The following is an 18,252-nucleotide window of genomic DNA, read 5'->3' as shown; positions in this document are numbered from 1 at the left end:
TTCTTTTAGTCGCAACGAGCGATAAATGCAGATTCAAGTGAGGCGCAGTGAGCAAGAATAAACTGTCCAAAGGTCAACAACGCCGCGTGCAGGCTAACCATCAGCGCCGGCTACGCACTGATAGAAAACCTGAGTTAGATGACTCTCAGCTTGGCGATGCGCAAGAAGGTATCGTAATCAGCCGTTTCGGTCAGCACGCCGACGTTGAAGCCACTGATGGCACCCAACACCGTTGTAATATCCGTCGCACCATTACCTCTTTGGTAACCGGTGACCGTGTCGTTTGGCGACCGGGTATTCAGCAGGAAGGTGTTCGAGTTAAAGGTATTGTTGAAGCGGTACATGAACGTACTTCGGTTTTAACCCGTCCTGATATTTACGACGGCGTGAAGCCGATCGCCGCTAACATCGATCAAATCGTGATCGTCTCGGCCATTTTGCCGGAACTCTCACTCAATATTATCGATCGCTATCTGGTGGCCTGTGAAACGCTGGACGTAGAACCGCTGATCGTACTGAATAAAGTCGATCTGTTGGATGCCGAAGGCCGCAAATTCGTCGATGGCATGATGGATATCTATCGCCGTATCGATTACAAGGTACTGGAAGTGTCTAGCCAGACTCGCGAAGGGATGGCAGCCTTTGAACAGGCGCTGGCTGGCCGTATCAGCATTTTCGCCGGCCAATCCGGCGTGGGTAAATCCAGCCTGCTGAACGCCCTGTTACCACCAAGCGATACGCAAATTTTGGTCAACGCAGTTTCCGATAACTCAGGTTTAGGACAACACACCACCACCGCCGCGCGCTTGTATCATTTCCAGCACGGCGGCGATGTGATCGATTCACCTGGAGTGCGCGAATTTGGCCTGTGGCATTTAGCACCGGAACAAATCACGCAAGGGTTTGTCGAATTCCGCAACTACATTGGTCATTGCAAATTCCGAGATTGCAGCCATACCACCGATCCCGGCTGCGCCCTGCGCGAAGCGGTGGAGCGCGGTGATATTGCCGAAGAGCGTTTCGATAACTACCATCGAATTCTGGAAAGCATGGAACAAGTCAAACCACGCAAACCGCTTTCAGATTCTGAATAACTGACATTGCGGGCGCCGAACGTTACAATGCGCCCCTTTTATCTAATGGCTAATGCCTAATCCAAGAGGTTCTCGTGCTGGATAGCATCAAAATCAGACTGCAATATTTACTTCCGAAGCAAGGACTTACGCGCCTGGCTGGCTGGGGTGCAGACAAAAAAGGCGGCTGGTTGACTCAACTGGTTATTAAAGGCTTTGCCCGTTTCTATAACGTAGATATGAAAGAAGCGCAGAACCCAGAATTCACCGCTTATGCCACTTTCAACGAATTTTTCGTTCGTCCGTTACGCCCGGATGCACGCCCTGTGGTGGCGGAAGACAATGCGCTGGCACAGCCTGCTGACGGCGCCGTCAGTCAGCTTGGCGCTATCCGCGAAGACCAAATCTTGCAGGCAAAAGGCCACAATTACACGCTGGAAGCTTTACTGGCCGGTAACTACCTGTTGGCTGAAGAATTCAAGAACGGCACCTTTATCACCACGTATTTAGCGCCGCGCGATTATCACCGAGTGCATATGCCTTGTGACGGCGTACTACGTGAAATGATCTATGTACCTGGGGATTTATTCTCCGTCAATCCGCTGACCGCAGCCAATGTCCCTAACCTGTTTGCCCGTAACGAACGCGTGATCTGTATCTTTGATACCGCTTTTGGCCCGATGGCGCAGATTCTGGTCGGTGCCACCATTGTCGGTAGCATTGAAACCGTTTGGGCAGGAACAACCAATCCAACCCGCGAAGGGGTTATCCGCCGCTGGACCTACCCGCAGGCCGGTGAAGAAGGGGCGATTGCATTGGAGAAAGGGCAGGAAATGGGTCGCTTCAAGCTGGGCTCAACGGTTATTAACCTATTTGCATCAGGCAAAGTGTATCTGGCTCCGCAGCTAAACAGTGGCTCCGTCACCCGTATGGGTGAGCTACTGGCAGAAGCCGTTCCACCGACGCCTCCGTGCTAACCTAACGCTTTATGGCGTAACTTGATTTAAGGAAGCATAACGTGCGCCTGATAACCACATTCCTGCTTGGTATTTTTCTCTCTCTGCCGCTTTATGCGGCAACTCAGCCTAATGAGGCTCAGCTCAGACAAGAGCTGAAGCAGGCTGAGGCGAATAAAGGCGCCGCCAACCAGGCGGAAATTGTTCAGGCGCTGCAAGGTGCTATCAACTGGCTTAATGATGCGAAAGAGTCCGACGAACGGGCACAGCAATACCAGAAAGTCATTGATGATTTCCCCAAATTAACCAGAGAGTTACGTCAACAGTTGACGCCGGATAGCGAAAAACCGCTGCCGGTGCCAACCAATTTATCGACCAATGAGATGGAGCAGCAAATCCTGCAAACCAGCAGCCAACTGCTGGAACTTTCCCGTCAAATGCAGCAAGAACAGGATCGTTTGCGGGAAATTAGCGACTCTCTGGGGCAACTTCCTCAACAACAATCAGATGCCCGCCGCCTATTAGGTGAAGCCACGACGCGTCTGCAATCTCAAAACTCACCAACCTCTCCGCTGGCGCAGGCGCAATTTGCACTATTACAGGCGGAAGTTACGGCTCGTAAAGCCAAAGTGAATGAGCTGGAGCTTTCTCAGCTTTCTGCCAATAACCGGCAAGAATTGTCCCGCATGCGCGCCGAAGTATATAAAAAGAACCATGAGCGGACAGACACCTTATTGCAGACATTGCGTAACAATTTGAATAATCAGCGCCAGCTTGAAGCGGAAAGAGCGCTGGAACGCACCGAATTACTGGCGGAACAAGGTGGCGATCTGCCGGCCTCCATCAGCCAGCAGCTAGAAACCAACCGAGATTTATCCCGCGCGCTGAACAGTCAGGCTCAGCGCATGGACCTGATTTCCTCTCAACAACGTCAGGCGGCGGCAGACACTCTGCGAGTTCGGCAGACTCTCAGCACCATTCGCGAACAGGCGCAATGGCTGGGTATTTCTACTGCACTGGGGGAAACCCTACGAGCGCACGTAGCCCGCTTGCCTGAAATGCCAAAATCTCAACAGTTAGATAGAGATATGGCTCAGCTTCGAGTTCAGCGTCTGACCTATGAAGGGATGCTGGAGCAGCAGCAAAAAGGAACCAAAGCGACGCAGGACGACGGTACGCCGCTGACGGTTCAGCAACAACGCATTATGGACGCTCAGCTACGCACCCAGCGAGAACTGCTAAATTCACTGCTTTCTGGCTATGACACGCAGATTCTCGAACTGACCAAGCTGAAAGTCGCCAATAGTCAATTGGTTGATGCCCTGAATGAAATCCGCGAGGCGACCCACCGCTATCTGTTTTGGGTTGCGGACGTTAGCCCAATTTCCTTGTCTTATCCGATCGATGTCGCTCGTGACCTGACGCGCCTGCTTTCGCTGGATACCTTATCCCAGCTCAGCGGTGCCTTTGTGATGATGATGACCAGTCAGGAAACGCTGATTCCGATTATCGCCGCGCTGCTGTTTGTCAGCTTTAGCGTCAGCTCCCGTCGCCATTATCATGCGTTTTTGGAGCGAGCCAGCAGCCGGGTCGGCAAAGTTACGCAAGATCAGTTTTCATTAACGCTGCGCACCGTTTTCTGGTCGATTCTGGTGGCCTTGCCGCTTCCTGTGCTCTGGGCGGCGCTGGGTTACGGGTTGCAAAACGCGTGGTCCTACCCGATGGCGATTGCCATTGGCAACGCAGTGACCGCCACGGTTCCGGTACTGTGGGTGTTTATGATCAGCGCCGCTTTTGCTCATCCTCACGGCCTGTTTATCACCCATTTCCGCTGGGCGCCAGATCAGGTCGCGCGTGCGATGCGCTTTTACCGTATGTCGGTATGGCTGATTATTCCGTTGATGATGGCGTTGATAACCTTCGAGAATTATAACGACCGCGAATTCGCCGGCACATTAGGCCGACTGTGCTTTGTCCTGTTGTGTATCGCACTAAGTCTGGTCACCAACAGTCTGAAACGTGCCGGTATTCCGCTGTATCTGGATAAAAAAGGTTCGGGAGAGAATAAGATCAATCAGGCGCTGTGGGGGCTGCTGCTTTCCGCTCCGCTGATTGCCGCGCTTGCCTCGCTGATGGGGTATCTCACCACGTCTCAGGCGCTGCTGGCTCGTCTGGAAACCTCCGTCGCCATCTGGTTCTTCCTGCTGGTGATTTACCATATTATTCGCCGCTGGATGCTGATTCAGCGCCGCCGTATTGCCTTTGACCGTGCTAAACAGCGTCGGGCCGATATCCTGGCGCAGCGTGCCAGAGGTGAAGAAGATACGCCGCATACGAATAGTTCCGAGGGGTCGGTCGATGTTGATGAGCCGGTTATTGATCTGGACGTGATCAGCGCTCAATCGCTGCGTCTGGTTCGTTCCATACTCACTATGATCGCGCTGGTTTCAGTGATCTTCCTGTGGTCAGAGATCCATTCAGCCTTTGGTTTCCTGGAAAATATTCGCCTATGGGATGTTTCTTCGACTATCAACGGCGTCGAATCCATCCAGCCGATCACTATGGGATCGCTGATCATCGCCATTCTGGTCATAATCGTGACGACTCAGTTAGTGCGGAACCTGCCTGCCCTGCTGGAACTGGCGCTATTACAGCATCTGGACCTGACGCCCGGCACCGGTTATGCCATTTCGACAATAACCAAATATCTGGTGATTTTGTTCGGTGGCCTATTAGGCTTTTCACTACTGGGGATTGAATGGGCGAAATTTCAATGGCTGGTCGCCGCTCTCGGTTTAGGGTTAGGTTTTGGCTTACAGGAAATTTTTGCCAACTTCGTCTCTGGGCTGATCATTCTATTTGAAAAACCGATTCGTATTGGCGATACCGTAACTATTCGCGATTTAACCGGTAGCGTAACCAAAATCAATACCCGCGCCACCACCATTTCCGACTGGGATCGCAAAGAGATTATCGTGCCGAATAAGGCCTTTATCACCGAGCAGTTCATTAACTGGTCACTGTCCGATCCTATTACTCGCGTGGTCTTAACAGTACCGGCTCCGGCCGAAGCCAATAGCGAAGAAGTGACCGAACTGCTGCTTACCGCCGCCAGACGTTGTTCCATGGTCTTGGATAACCCTGGGCCAGAAGCATTCCTGATGGATCTACAGCAAGGCATTCAGATTTTCGAGTTGCGTATCTATGCCGCCGAAATGCTTCATCGCTTGCCAATGCGCCACGAAATACATCAACTGATTCTGGAAGGCTTCCGCGAGCATGGTATTGTTCTGCCGTTCCCACCGTTCCAGGTTCGAATGGAAACGCTGGGGCGCGCTGGCCGCAGCGTGAACACGCCAACTCGCAATAATACCCGCACGCCGGGCAGCCTGTAGTGATTCATTAACCTGATTTTGGGGTAAAAAAATGGCCTGATTCTTTGCGGAATCGGGCCATTTTTACAATCGGACAATCTCAGCGAACTTACACCAATTTATCATTGCGGTGAGTGAACGCAGCCAACACCGCTGCGCGTCAAGAATTCCACGACATTAACCACCGTCATTGCCGTTGCAGCAAGGCAGCCAGCGAACTCATCCCGATGAGCCGACACCCGTCAGTGATTCGGGGGAGTGAACGCAGCCAACACCGCTGCAGCGTCAAGAATTCCACGACATTAACCACAGTCATTGCCGTTGCAGCAAGGCAGCCAGCGAACTCATCCCGATGAGCCGACACCCGCCAGTGATTCGGGGGAGTGAACGCAGCCAACACCGCTGCGCGTCAAGAATTCCACGACATTAACCACAGTCATTGCCGTTGCAGCAAGGCAGCCAGCGAACTCATCCCGATGAGCTGACACCCGTCAGTGATTCGGGGGAGTGAACGCAGCCAACACCGCTGCAGCGTCAAGAATTCCACGACATTACCCACAGTCATTGCCGTTGCAGCAAGGCAGCCAGCGAACTCATCCCGATGAGCTGACACCCGTCAGTGATTCGGGGGAGTGAACGCAGCCAACACAGCTGCAGCGTCAAGGACGAAGGGTAATCAGGCACGATCGACCGGGAACGCCATAACCTCGCTCAATCGCTCCGCTCCCAGCGCCAGCATCACCAAACGATCGACACCCAGCGCAACACCGGAGCAATCGGGCATACCGTGCTGTAACGCTGCGATCAGATTGACATCGATTGGATTTTGCGGCAATCCCAGAACGGCGCGTCGACGATTATCCTGCTCGAAGCGTTTCAACTGCTCGTTGGCTTCGGTCAGCTCGCGGAAACCGTTGGCTAACTCCATACCTTTGAAGTAGACCTCGAAACGCTCGGCTACCCGATGGTCTTCGGTACTGATTTCAGCTAGTGACGCTTGAGAAGCAGGGAAATGATACACAAAGGCCGGTTTTTCACGGCCAATTTGCGGTTCTACGCCAACGGTGAACAGCAGCTGTAATAGCGTGTCGCGGTCATCTTCCGTATCGGCGATATTGCTCAAATCCAGCTTCGCCGCCGCTTCCCGCAGCTGGGTTTTGTCCGCTGACAGTGGATCGACATCCAAATGACGCAGGAAAGCCTGCTGATAAGACAGCGTTTCTGCGCTGTTACAATCCAGAATCTGCTGTAGCAGGTCGTCGACCTCATTCATTAAGCGATACATATCATAATGAGGACGATACCACTCGAGCATGGTGAACTCGGGATTATGGTGACGACCGGCCTCTTCATTGCGGAAACTACGACCCAATTGATAAATGGAGCCGCTGCCAGCCGCCAGTAGGCGCTTCATGTGATATTCCGGACTGGTCATCATGTACAGCGTCATGCCATCGGCAGCACCCGGGCCAACAAACCGGGTTTCAAAAGGAGACAGGTGGATATCTGTCACTGTCGCTTGGCTCATGGCTGGCGTTTCAACTTCCAATACGCCGCGATCGGCAAAGAACCGTCGTATTTCTGCCATTATTGCTGCGCGTTTCAACAAATTGGCGATGGGTGCACTTGGCTGCCAGCTTGCCGTTTCGCTCATGGTGGTTAACTCCGAAATCAAACAGGGGATGCAGTCTACTCGCATCCTATCAGGCAAACAAATTTGCGACAAAGATTGCCTATTTATGCCACGAATTCAGCATAACGCGTCGTCAAAAATCCTTATCAACAGCAGATCCTGTCTGCGATCACGTTTCTGCCAGTTAGCCCGCGCGCAGAGGTTCAAATAAAACAAAACAATCGATCACATCAAATTTCTACTACTTATGATTAGGTATACTCATTCCCATACAAATAGTAAGAAATTGCTATTCTTAATGAGTTCCCCCTTGCATCGGGTAATTGATTAGCAAGGCAATAATATTAAAAACCATATTAAGAATAGACATTCCTTTTATATAGCCGAGGTCATTGAAGTTACAGGTAGGCAACTGGCAAACCGATCCCGATCAACTGATTCAGGTTTTTGATTCGGTTGAGAAAGTACAGTTAACCCACCGCAGCCTCAGGTACCAAGGGTATAAGAATTTCACTTGAACAATGGAGAAGCGCAGTGCAAACCTTTAACGCCGACCTTGCCATTATCGGGGCCGGGGGCGCTGGTTTACGTGCAGCAATAGCCGCAGCGGAAGCCAACCCCCAACTGAAGATTGCTCTTATCTCGAAAGTTTACCCAATGCGTAGCCACACCGTGGCCGCCGAAGGGGGATCAGCCGCAGTCACTCAGGACCACGATTCTTTCGACTACCATTTCAACGATACGGTTGCCGGCGGCGACTGGCTCTGTGAACAGGATGTCGTTGACCACTTTGTTCACAGTTGCCCGGAAGAAATGGCGCAGCTGGAAATCTGGGGATGCCCGTGGAGCCGTAAACCCGACGGTTCTGTAAACGTGCGCCGCTTTGGCGGTATGAAGATTGAACGCACCTGGTTTGCCGCCGATAAAACCGGCTTCCATATGCTGCATACTCTGTTCCAAACTTCCCTGAAATATCCACAAATCCAACGCTTTGATGAACATTTTGTTCTCGATATTTTGGTGGATGATGGACAAGCGCGCGGCGTTGTTGCGCTGAATATGATGGAAGGCACCAAAATCCAGATTCGCGCCAATGCCGTTATCATGGCGACTGGCGGTGCCGGACGTGTCTATCGCTATAACACCAACGGCGGCATCGTCACCGGTGATGGCATGGGCATGGCTTTCCACCACGGTGTTCCGCTGCGGGATATGGAATTTGTACAATATCACCCAACCGGCTTGCCTGGCTCAGGCATCCTGATGACCGAAGGCTGTCGTGGCGAAGGCGGTATCCTGGTGAATAAAGATGGCTACCGCTATCTACAGGACTACGGCATGGGGCCAGAAACTCCGTTGGGTAAACCAGAAAACAAATATATGGAGTTGGGGCCGCGAGATAAAGTTTCTCAGGCTTTCTGGCACGAATGGCGCGCTGGCCGCACCATTGCGACACCGCGTGGCGATGTGGTTTATCTGGATTTACGTCACCTGGGTGAGAAAAAACTGCTGGAACGCCTGCCGTTCATCTGCGAGTTGGCCAAAGCCTATGTGGGTGTCGATCCGGTAAAAGATCCAATCCCAGTACGTCCAACCGCACATTACACCATGGGTGGCATCGAAACCAATCAGCAGTGTGAAACCCGTATTAAAGGGCTATTTGCCGTCGGTGAATGTTCTTCCGTTGGCCTGCATGGTGCAAACCGCCTCGGCTCTAACTCACTGGCCGAACTGGTGGTCTTTGGCCGCGTAGCCGGTGAACAAGCCGCACAGCGCGCCATGGAAAGTGGCCCGGCGAACGGCAACGCGCTGGATGCGCAAACCCGCGACGTAGAGGCTCGCCTGGCCAACCTGATGAAACAGGAAGGAACGGAAAACTGGGCTAAAATCCGCGATGAAATGGGTCTTTCCATGGAAGAAGGCTGTGGTATCTACCGTACGCCAGAACTCATGCAAAAAACCGTCGATAAGCTGGCCGAGCTGAAAGAGCGCTTTAAACGCGTGAAAATCACCGATAACTCCAGCGTATTCAATACCGACCTGCTGTACACCATCGAACTGGGCTACGGTCTGGATGTAGCTGAATGTATGGCGCACTCTGCACTTAACCGTAAAGAGTCTCGCGGTGCCCACCAGCGTCTGGATGAAGGCTGTACCGAACGCGATGACGTCAACTTCCTCAAACATACTCTGGCCTTCCACACACCGGGCGGCACGCCGCGCCTCGAGTATAGCGATGTGAAAATTACCAAACTGGCACCGGCTAAACGTGTCTACGGCGCCGAAGCCACCGCGCAAGATAAGAAGACGGCACAAGATAAAAAGGATAAGGAGCAGGCGAATGGCTGATATGAAAGTCCTGAAAATGGAGATCATGCGCTACAACCCTGAACAGGATAGCGAGCCTCACTTCGACACTTTCGAAGTGCCTTACGATGAGCAAACTTCATTGCTCGATGCCTTGGGTTATATCAAGGACAATCTGGCGCCAGATCTGTCTTACCGCTGGTCTTGCCGTATGGCGATCTGCGGTTCGTGCGGCATGATGGTCAACCGGGTACCTAAATTGGCCTGTAAAACCTTCCTGCGGGAATATACCGAGGGCATGAAAGTCGAAGCCTTAGGCAACTTCCCGATCGAACGCGATCTGGTCGTGGATATGACTCACTTTATCGAGAGTCTGGAAGCCATCAAGCCTTACATTATCGGCAATAAACAAGATCCAAAAGATGGCCCAACCCGCCAGACTCCGGCACAGATGGCGAAATACCATCAGTTCTCCGGCTGTATCAACTGTGGTCTGTGCTACGCCGCTTGCCCGCAATTCGGTCTGAACCCAGAGTTCATCGGTCCGGCAGCGATTACGCTGGCACACCGTTACAATCTGGATACCCGCGATCACGGCAAGAAACAGCGTATGCCTCAGCTCAACGGTAACAACGGCGTGTGGAGCTGTACCTTCGTCGGCTATTGCTCTGAAGTTTGTCCTAAGCACGTTGACCCAGCCGCCGCGATTCAGCAGGGCAAAGTTGAAAGTGCGAAAGACTTCATGATCGCCATGCTGAAGCCACAATAAGGGAGGGGAAACAGCAATGACAACTAAACGTAAACCTTATGTCCGCACCATGGCCCCGAACTGGTGGCAGAAGCTGGGTTTTTACCGCTTCTATATGCTGCGTGAAGGCACCTCCGTTCCGGCGGTCTGGTTCAGTATTATCCTGATTTACGGCGTTTTCGCCCTGAAAGGTGGCCCGGCAGGCTGGGAAGGATTTGTTAGCTTCCTGCAAAACCCGCTGGTGCTATTGATTAATATCATCACGCTATTGGCCGCGCTGCTTCATACCAAAACCTGGTTTGAGCTGGCACCTAAGGCCGCCAATATAGTGGTAAAAGACGACAAAATGGGACCAGAGCTGATCATTAAATCGCTTTGGGTGGTGACTATTGTTGCGACAGCGGTCATTTTGGCCGTCGCCTTAATCTAACCCGGAGGGAAATAAGATGAATCAAGTTCCTAAGCGCTCCGATGAACCGATTTTCTGGGGTCTTTTTGGTGCTGGCGGCATGTGGGGAGCCATTATTGCACCAGCGGTTATTCTGCTGGTTGCTATTTTGCTCCCCCTCGGCGCATATCCAGGCGACGCTTTAAGTTACGAGCGGGTTTTGGCTTTCAGCCAGAGCTTCATCGGCCGCGTATTCTTGCTGCTGATGATTATTCTGCCGCTGTGGTGTGGCCTGCATCGTATTCACCACGCTATGCATGACCTGAAAATTCATGTGCCAGCCGGCAAATGGGTTTTCTACGGTCTGGCAGCCATCCTCAGCGTAGTCGCTGCTATCGGCGTTCTCACTCTGTAATTCTGAACAAAACGGCCTGCCCCGCGCGGGCCGTCTTCCCTTTGCCCCACTTGTCATCCCCCTCAAAATTTGCATCACTGATAGATGAGAGTTATTTTCAATAAGAACTTATTACTAACAGGATGCCTCGCTATGTCTGTCCCACTGTGGTCAAAAATAACGGTACTTATGTCTGCCCTGCTCTCCGTGGCTTGCAGCGTAACGCCGCCAAAAGATGTCAAAATTGTCGATAACTTTCAGTTACCTCGCTATCTGGGCACCTGGTATGAGATTGCCCGTCTGGATCACTCCTTTGAGCGAGGTTTAGAGCAGGTGACGGCGAATTATTCACTACGCGGCGATGGCGGGATAAAAGTAATAAACCGCGGCTATAACCCACAAAAACAGCGTTGGCAGGAAAGTGAAGGCAAAGGTTATTTCATTGGCGAACCCAATCGGGCGGCGCTAAAAGTCTCCTTTTTCGGCCCATTCTATGGCGGTTACAACATTTTTGAGTTAGATGAAAACTATGGTTATGCTCTGGTATGCGGGCCTAACCGTGATTATCTGTGGATTCTATCCCGTACGCCAAACCTCAGCGCCGAAGTACGTGAAAAACTGCTATTAACGGCCAAAGGCTATGGTTTCCCAGTGGAAAAACTGATCTGGGTGAAGCAGGAATAAGCTAGAACTGAGATCGAAAAAGGGCCGAAGATCGGCCCTTTTCTATTCTGATATTTATCAATTCGCTAACGTTTAGCTTAACTAGCTAATTTCAAACCAACAATACCAGCGACAATCATGCCTAAGCTAAGCAAACGTGCCGCGCTGGCGGACTCACCAAGCAGCACAATACCTAAAATGGCCGTACCTACCGCGCCAATTCCCGTCCAAACCGCATAGGCGGTTCCCGCAGGCAGGCTTTTCATTGCATGAGCCAATAGCACCACGCTCACAACCATTGCCGCCAGCGTAATAATACTGGGCGCCAAACGAGTAAAACCCTGAGTATATTTTAAGCCAATAGCCCAAATAATCTCTAATAATCCGGCAATAACCAGAATAACCCAAGCCATAGTAATCATCCTAATGGGAGGGGTCGTCCCCAGATAGCAGCGGTTTTGCCGGGTCGTCCCGGGCTGCAAATAAAACCGCATTTAAATTAGCACGACGCCTAACGGCCATCAATAAGGTGGGAGGAACAATCTGGTGCCCAAGAATGGCTAAGGGATGCTAGGGAAAGATATAACAGGAATGACCTTCCGCCGTTAAGATTTAATAAAAATCATTAGAAGAATAAAAAACAAAAAATTAATGATTTAAAATTATTAATTAGCTATTGAAGTACATACAATCAACACTAGGAATAACCTTAAATTCTCGATTGAGAATAGTCCTAACATTGATATATTTCATTTCCATTATCTTAATCACAATTTATTGATTGATTTTAAAGAAACACGCAAAAGAAAATTTTATTAAATTCATTATTTAACACTAGTTCATGGCTATTTTTTTGCAAAATTCGATCTTATATTTCAATATTTACTTTAGAGACAAATAATTATCCCAAATTAGCTCAATCATCGATCGAATATAATGTAAAAAACAAAATTTGCAGTATATTAAGCCGAGAATTAAGCCGGGCAATTAAATTCATGATTTAACAAATCAGGGCTTCGCCTGCTTATTCCCCCACGCCAGTAATATGTGGAATTTAACAACATCATTTTTATCTCAAGGATTTGATAATGAAAAAGTTATTATTAACTGCTGTTATTGCAGCATCTTTCTCTGCGGCTGTTCATGCGGCGCCACCTGCTGCCGGTTCCCCTGGGACCATCCGTTTTGAAGGCGAAATCGTCACCGGCGCCTGCGGTATTGATTCTAATTCTTTAGATCAAACCGTTAATTTAGGTCAGGTTCCTTCCCATTTATTTACGGCAAAAGGCGACCGTTCGACGGCGGCTAAGTTCGATATCGTATTGACCGACTGCGATACCACTACGTCTAAAAATGCCACCGTAACCTTTACCGGTGCTGGCCACCAAGAAAATAGCGAACTGTTAGGCGTTACTGGTGCAGCAACTCATGTGGGTATCCGCCTACAGGCCGGCAATAATGAATATCTGGCATTAGGCACCGCCACTAAACCTATTATGTTGAGCAATGGGGATAACCGACTGCAATTTTCGGCCATGTATGAAGCCACTGATGCAGGCGTAACCGCAGGTGACGCAGATTCTACAGCGCAATTTACGGTTAATTATCTCTAATAATATTCAACGGCTTTAATATTAAGGGGGAATATATTCCCCCTAAACATACAGGGCAAGAATTGTGAAAACTTATAGCTTTTATAAGTGGGTACTCTGCGTACCTTTTTTTGCCTTCGAGGCTGTTGGCGTAGAGTTTAATACTGAATTTTTAAAAATTGGTGAACAGGGTCAGGCTGACCTTTCACAATTCTCCGCGCCCGATCGATTGGCCCCGGGAAATTATCTCGTCGATATAGTTGTAAATAATAACTACTACAAGCAACAAGAAATTAACTTTGTCGAAAATGCGAAACATCCGCAAACACAACCTTGTTTGCCTCGTAGTCTGATTAGCACTTTTGGTTTAAAACGAGAATATATCTCGTCGCTGCCTGAACACTCATGCTTAATGCCTACTGATTTACCCGGTATTACCGCACGTTATTATAAAAATAACGGACAGTTGAAAATTACCGTGCCGCAATCCCTACTGGAATATTATGACAAAAACTATACTCCACCAGAGCAATGGGATAGCGGTATTGCCGGCCTGATGCTGGATTACCGCATCATCGGAAATACCCGCCAGAATAAACATGAAGATAGAGTTAATTCCCTTTCTGCATTTGGCACGACCGGGGCTAATTTAGGTGCCTGGCGTTTTCGTGGCGACTATCAGTTTGCTAATTACAGTAATAAAGAAGGCAATCAATCTTTAGATTTTAATAACATCCATGCCTTTCGTCCGTTGCCCTCAATAAAATCGCAGCTCACTTTGGGGCAAACCTATTTAACCTCGGATATTTTCGACACGCTCAGTTACAGCGGCATCAAGCTCGCCAGCGACGAGCGTATGCTGCCGCCCAGCCTGCGCGGCTACGCGCCGCGGATCACCGGTATCGCTAAAACGAATGCCAAGGTAACCGTCAGCCAGCAGGGTAGAACCATTTATTTAACCACCGTGCCGCCCGGCCCGTTCAATATTCAGGATTTGAGCAGCGCAGTACAAGGCGAGCTGCAGGTCAGCGTTGAAGAAGAAGACGGTTCCACCAGCCAATTTACCGTAAATACCGCCTCAGTTCCCTTTCTAACGCGAGAGGGACAAATTCGCTATAACACCGCGATGGGTAAACCGACCAACGGCGGTAATCACGTACAAAACCCATTCTTTACCATGGGTGAAATCTCCTATGGCGTCAGCAGCACCTGGTCTGCCTACGGCGGCACTATTCTGGCTAACGATTACCACTCTGCCGCCGTTGGTCTGGGTAAAGATTTATATCAATTCGGCGCAGTTTCGCTCGATGTGACCCAAGCTCGCGCGACTTTGGAACATCAACAATATCTTGGTCATTCCTATCGTTTTAACTATGCCAAGCGTTTCGACAGCCTCGATGCCGATATCCGCTTCTTTGGCTATCGTTTTTCCGATAAGAAATTCATTTCCCTCAGCGAATTTACCAATGCCAGCAACGGGGTATTACAGCGAGATAATAAGCAACGCTACTCGGTAGTTACGGCTAAACAGTTCGATGGCTTTTCTACCTATCTTTCTTATACCCATGATGCGTACTGGAACGCTAAATCCAGCGAACGTTTCGATCTTTCTGCCAGCACGCTATTCGACATTGAGCAGTTTAAAAATGTCTCTCTCAATATTTCCCTGTCTTATAACAAAGATCAGGATCGTAACGATCTGGTGAGTTATTTGGGGATCAGCATACCTCTCGAAGGGCAGACCCGCGTGAGCTATAACCAGCAAACTGGCCGCGGTCGCTTTGACCAAACCGTGTCTCTGCGACAAAACCGAGGTAAGGACGATTATTACCAGCTAACTACCGGCGGCCAGCAAAATAACGCTCTGGTCAGCGGCTTCTATCAGCATAAATCAGATGCCTACCAGCTGGGATTAAGCGGCAGCTATGTGTCTGACAGCTATCATTCTGCTAGCGCTAATCTCAGCGGTTCTATGGTCAGTACTTTGTACGGCTCCGCGCTACATTCTTCCGGCAGTTCCGGCAACACACGCTTATTGGTTGATACCCACGGTGTTTCAGATGTGACCTTTAATAACGGTAAAAACCACACTAATTCATTCGGCTATTCCATTATCGATGGCGCTCCTCCCTATGAGAATTTCGAGGCGCGAGTCGATATGAATAACCTCCCCGCGAATGCCGAAGCCCATGCGCCGATCCGCAGTCTGGTGCTGACTGAAGGTGCCATCGGCTACCTGCCGTTTGAAATGAATCAGGGCAGCAAGCTGTTGGTATTACTGAAGGATTACCAAGGTGTTTCCGTGCCGTTCGGGGCCGAAGTCACCAATACCCAAACCGGTAAAGCTAACGCCATTGTCGGCGAAGACGGCCTGACCTACCTGATCGGCGTGAAACCAGAGAGTCAGCTTAAAGTTCGCTGGTCGGATAAAAGCTGCACCCTCGTCCTGCCACAGGTATTGCCTGATGCCGTTACGACGCCTCAACCCATGAGTTGCCGCTAACCCTTTTGTTAAAAATGACGCTTAGGAATTGAATATGAAGAGAACATTACATCGCTATTTCATCACCATTCTGACGCTGCTGTTATGCGGTGGACTCAGCTCCGCTCAGGCGGCTCTGGTATTGGATCGCACACGGATCATTTATCAGGAAGGCGCGCAGTCTATTAGCATCACGTTGACCAATAAAAGCACCTTGCCTTATGTGGCGCAGTCTTGGATCGAAGATAGCGAAGGGAAAAAGATCGCTTCGCCTTTTCTAGCATTACCTCCGCTACAACGAGTGGAACCCGGCGATCGCAACGTCGTTCGTGTCACTCTCCTACCGGATAACGCGATCCCTAAAGATCGAGAATCAGTTTTTTATTTAAATATTCGCGAAATACCGCCGAAAACTGATAAACCGAACGCATTGCAAATTGCCCTGCATTCTAAAATCAAATTATTTTACCGGCCTACCGCCGTTATTCCTCCGCGTGGGGAAAATAATGCCGCCAAACTGGCCATCACCACCCAAGGTAAGCAGCTAACCATTAAAAATACGACGCCGCTGCATGTCACCTTGGTGGCCATCGCCATAGGAGCCGGAAAGTCCCCGCTGGTATTTGAACCAAAAATGTTATCGCCGGGAGAAAGCATCGTAGTACCCACAAACCATCCTGTTAACGGCCGGATTTATATATCTCATATGAATGATTATGGTGGCCAGCAGGATACCGCCTACGATTGTTCAGCTTCTGAATGCTCCAGTAACGATAAGCAGAGGTCATAATGCGACGTTTAGCCTCTCTTTTATGCCTGGGCATGGCTTTGGCCTTTCTGTCACCCGCAGTTTGGGCCTTGGCCTGCGTTCGCACCGATGGCAGCGGTTTAATCCTGACCGAAAGTATCGGCTCAACGGTCAAAGTGCCCACCACTCTCCCCGATTACAGCGTGATTTGGCGCGGCCCCACCCGGAGTATTTCCGCTCGCTGTTATCGCGATAACAATATTCGCGAAATGGAGAACATTTACTTCTACGTCAATCCGAGAAACACCAATCCATTGAACTGGGGAATTGAATTCGGGATGCGTTTTAACGGCACTGACCAGTGGCCGCAGGGCGGTGGCAACGGTGCTGGAATCAATACCGGTAGCGTGATACCGGCCTGTAAAGCAGGAATTCCGCTGGCACAGTGTCCTGATGTCACCTTTGCCGTCACCTTTCAGCCGATTATCCGCAAACGTGGGCTGGATCCGTTCTCACCAACGCCGGATAGCACCTATGCCCTGTACCAACTGGACGGCAAATACGGCCTAAATAACGCTCGCGCCAACTTTACCTATGTTATTACCGATTTAAGTCTCATAACCGCAACCGATTGTACCGTGGATGTAGCCATCACACCTTCCCCCGGCGTCGTCGATTTCGGCACGGTGCAGAAGACTCCCTCCGGTTTTTCACCGGCGGTACCGAAACAGTTTTTTTCACTGGTTCTGGATAAAAGCGGCTGTAAAACACCGATTAAAATCAACGGCTATATCACGACTCCCAATGCTTATGGCGACTATCTGCTACCCAGCGCAGACAGTGGCTTTGGTATCAAACTAACCGATCTGGCAACCAATAGTCAGATTCCATTGGCCAAACCGTTCTTTTTAGCGGATTTCACCGCGTTAGATACACAGCACGAAGTGTTACTCAGCGCTGAGCTGGTTCCTCTCGGCGAGATTAAAGTCGGGCCATTTTCTGCGACTGCGACGGTGGAAATTCTCTATCTCTAAACTTCGGGACAGATGCGGTTGAACGTCCTTCATATGGATTTGTAGGGGATTGAAATGAAGAAAGTCGTTTTGATTGATCCATGCCGCTTTAGCCGAGTTGGTGTTGAATGGTTAATAAACTCGCGCATGCATTTGGCATCTAAAGTTGCACTGGCGCAAACCAGCAATCTGGTGGTCGCCAATGCACAAATTAAACTGTGGCAACCTCAATTGGTTATCGCCGATCTTTATTCTTACGTCTTTGAAACACATAACCTTAAAATTTTAGAGTCACTTTTGGCTACCTGTATCTCCAGCAAGTTACTGGTTTATCTGCACTCCCCTTTGCCTTGGCTCAGCCAATATCTTCTAGATCGTGGAGCGTGGAAAGTCATCACCAAAAAACATAACATCAGTCAATTGGAACAATTAGTAAGTGCTGCATTATGCAATCCGATGGGAAATTACTCTGAGCAACCATTACAACCCGCTCCGGCATTATTTAGTGATAGAGAGGAGTCGATATTAAATTACTGGCTGGAAGGCTGGGTTGATAAAAGAATAGCAAACACATTAGATATTCATATTAAAACAGTTTATACCCACAAGCGTAATATTCGCCTCAAATTAGGTGCGAGCAATCGGCTTTCTCTTTATCTGGATCTATCAACAAATCAAGGTCAATAACTCAAATTGGCGGCAGCAACCTGATCTGTTGCCGCTGATTTTAGTGGATACGTGATATGGATAGATTTATTCGGTGCTAGCGGTGTTATCAAATCAGGCCAGATCTATCTGAATATAAAGAAAAACCATTATTATTTTCCACATCACTTTAGCTTAACGGATGAGCAGTTCATAAAAATCATGTCATCAATAAC

15 protein-coding genes are annotated in these 18,252 nt (G+C 49.8%); 13 read left to right on the top strand and 2 right to left on the bottom strand.

Translation table 11 applies throughout. From position 1 onward, the window contains the following. The first annotated feature begins 47 nt into the window (after positions 1-47). The 3 genes from rsgA to mscM all read left to right on the top strand — a co-directional run bounded on the left by rsgA (position 48) and on the right by mscM (position 5,424). Positions 48-1,094 carry a small ribosomal subunit biogenesis GTPase RsgA gene (gene rsgA / locus ACQ4OC_RS11140; protein WP_064516025.1) on the top strand — a complete coding sequence of 349 codons (1,047 nt, stop codon included), beginning with the start codon at positions 48-50 and terminating at the stop codon, positions 1,092-1,094. Between the two features lie 74 nt (positions 1,095-1,168). After that, positions 1,169-2,050: an archaetidylserine decarboxylase gene (gene asd, locus ACQ4OC_RS11135; protein ID WP_120806864.1), complete on the top strand. Its 882-nt coding sequence runs from the start codon at positions 1,169-1,171 to the stop codon at positions 2,048-2,050. Positions 2,051-2,091: 41 nt separating this feature from the next. Continuing rightward, positions 2,092-5,424: a miniconductance mechanosensitive channel MscM gene (mscM, locus tag ACQ4OC_RS11130; RefSeq protein ID WP_064516021.1), complete on the top strand. Its 3,333-nt coding sequence runs from the start codon at positions 2,092-2,094 to the stop codon at positions 5,422-5,424. Positions 5,425-6,079: 655 nt separating this feature from the next. Here mscM and epmA read toward each other — a convergent pair. After that, complete coding sequence (gene epmA / locus ACQ4OC_RS11125) at positions 6,080-7,057, bottom strand: elongation factor P--(R)-beta-lysine ligase (RefSeq protein WP_064514671.1); 978 nt, start codon at positions 7,055-7,057, stop codon at positions 6,080-6,082. A 513-nt stretch (positions 7,058-7,570) separates the two neighbouring features. Here epmA and frdA point away from each other — a divergent pair. The 5 genes from frdA to blc all read left to right on the top strand — a co-directional run bounded on the left by frdA (position 7,571) and on the right by blc (position 11,557). Continuing rightward, positions 7,571-9,385: a fumarate reductase (quinol) flavoprotein subunit gene (frdA, locus tag ACQ4OC_RS11120; RefSeq protein WP_064514673.1), complete on the top strand. Its 1,815-nt coding sequence runs from the start codon at positions 7,571-7,573 to the stop codon at positions 9,383-9,385. Next, entirely contained in the window at positions 9,378-10,112 is a 735-nt protein-coding gene (locus tag ACQ4OC_RS11115; protein WP_064514675.1) for a succinate dehydrogenase/fumarate reductase iron-sulfur subunit, read from the top strand. Before frdA ends, ACQ4OC_RS11115 begins: the two co-directional genes overlap by 8 nt. 16 nt (positions 10,113-10,128) lie before the next feature. Then, on the top strand, positions 10,129-10,521 hold the full coding sequence (gene frdC / locus ACQ4OC_RS11110) for a fumarate reductase subunit FrdC (protein ID WP_120806866.1): 393 nt from the start codon (positions 10,129-10,131) through the stop codon (positions 10,519-10,521). Between the two features lie 16 nt (positions 10,522-10,537). Further along, positions 10,538-10,894, top strand: coding sequence for a fumarate reductase subunit FrdD (gene frdD / locus ACQ4OC_RS11105; RefSeq protein WP_064514679.1), 357 nt, complete (start codon positions 10,538-10,540; stop codon positions 10,892-10,894). 132 nt (positions 10,895-11,026) lie between these two features. Continuing rightward, positions 11,027-11,557: an outer membrane lipoprotein Blc gene (gene blc, locus ACQ4OC_RS11100; protein WP_064514681.1), complete on the top strand. Its 531-nt coding sequence runs from the start codon at positions 11,027-11,029 to the stop codon at positions 11,555-11,557. A 77-nt stretch (positions 11,558-11,634) separates the two neighbouring features. Here the strand turns inward: blc and sugE are convergent, their stop codons facing one another. Next, on the bottom strand, positions 11,635-11,949 hold the full coding sequence (sugE, locus tag ACQ4OC_RS11095) for a quaternary ammonium compound efflux SMR transporter SugE (protein WP_064514683.1): 315 nt from the start codon (positions 11,947-11,949) through the stop codon (positions 11,635-11,637). Positions 11,950-12,624: 675 nt separating this feature from the next. Between sugE and ACQ4OC_RS11090 the strand changes: the two genes are divergently transcribed. The 5 genes from ACQ4OC_RS11090 (at position 12,625) to ACQ4OC_RS11070 (ending at position 18,058) form a co-directional block, all read left to right on the top strand. Then, entirely contained in the window at positions 12,625-13,149 is a 525-nt protein-coding gene (locus ACQ4OC_RS11090; protein ID WP_064514685.1) for a fimbrial protein, read from the top strand. Between the two features lie 64 nt (positions 13,150-13,213). Next, complete coding sequence (locus ACQ4OC_RS11085) at positions 13,214-15,631, top strand: fimbria/pilus outer membrane usher protein (RefSeq protein ID WP_430971174.1); 2,418 nt, start codon at positions 13,214-13,216, stop codon at positions 15,629-15,631. 34 nt (positions 15,632-15,665) lie between these two features. Next, positions 15,666-16,400: a fimbrial biogenesis chaperone gene (locus tag ACQ4OC_RS11080; protein ID WP_064514687.1), complete on the top strand. Its 735-nt coding sequence runs from the start codon at positions 15,666-15,668 to the stop codon at positions 16,398-16,400. Beyond that, positions 16,400-17,392 carry a fimbrial protein gene (locus ACQ4OC_RS11075; RefSeq protein ID WP_430971173.1) on the top strand — a complete coding sequence of 331 codons (993 nt, stop codon included), beginning with the start codon at positions 16,400-16,402 and terminating at the stop codon, positions 17,390-17,392. The genes ACQ4OC_RS11080 and ACQ4OC_RS11075 overlap by 1 nt, the downstream gene beginning before the upstream one ends. Positions 17,393-17,446: 54 nt before the next feature. Then, positions 17,447-18,058 carry a LuxR C-terminal-related transcriptional regulator gene (locus ACQ4OC_RS11070; protein WP_064514690.1) on the top strand — a complete coding sequence of 204 codons (612 nt, stop codon included), beginning with the start codon at positions 17,447-17,449 and terminating at the stop codon, positions 18,056-18,058. Positions 18,059-18,252: the final 194 nt, after the last annotated feature.

Origin of the sequence: Yersinia sp. J1, from assembly GCF_050586585.1 — a bacterium.
Classification (GTDB): Bacteria; Pseudomonadota; Gammaproteobacteria; order Enterobacterales; family Enterobacteriaceae; genus Yersinia; species Yersinia entomophaga.
This window is presented reverse-complemented; position numbering and strand designations above follow the sequence as displayed.

Excerpts from the sequence above, each read along its gene's own strand:
- epmA (WP_064514671.1), bottom strand. The coding sequence starts at position 7,057 with ATGAGCGAAACGGCAAGCTGGCAGCCAAGTGCACCCATCGCCAATTTG.
- ACQ4OC_RS11115 (WP_064514675.1), top strand. The coding sequence starts at position 9,378 with ATGGCTGATATGAAAGTCCTGAAAATGGAGATCATGCGCTACAACCCT.
- frdC (WP_120806866.1), top strand. The coding sequence starts at position 10,129 with ATGACAACTAAACGTAAACCTTATGTCCGCACCATGGCCCCGAACTGG.
- frdD (WP_064514679.1), top strand. The coding sequence starts at position 10,538 with ATGAATCAAGTTCCTAAGCGCTCCGATGAACCGATTTTCTGGGGTCTT.
- blc (WP_064514681.1), top strand. The coding sequence starts at position 11,027 with ATGTCTGTCCCACTGTGGTCAAAAATAACGGTACTTATGTCTGCCCTG.
- sugE (WP_064514683.1), bottom strand. The coding sequence starts at position 11,949 with ATGGCTTGGGTTATTCTGGTTATTGCCGGATTATTAGAGATTATTTGG.
- ACQ4OC_RS11090 (WP_064514685.1), top strand. The coding sequence starts at position 12,625 with ATGAAAAAGTTATTATTAACTGCTGTTATTGCAGCATCTTTCTCTGCG.
- ACQ4OC_RS11080 (WP_064514687.1), top strand. The coding sequence starts at position 15,666 with ATGAAGAGAACATTACATCGCTATTTCATCACCATTCTGACGCTGCTG.
- ACQ4OC_RS11075 (WP_430971173.1), top strand. The coding sequence starts at position 16,400 with ATGCGACGTTTAGCCTCTCTTTTATGCCTGGGCATGGCTTTGGCCTTT.
- ACQ4OC_RS11070 (WP_064514690.1), top strand. The coding sequence starts at position 17,447 with ATGAAGAAAGTCGTTTTGATTGATCCATGCCGCTTTAGCCGAGTTGGT.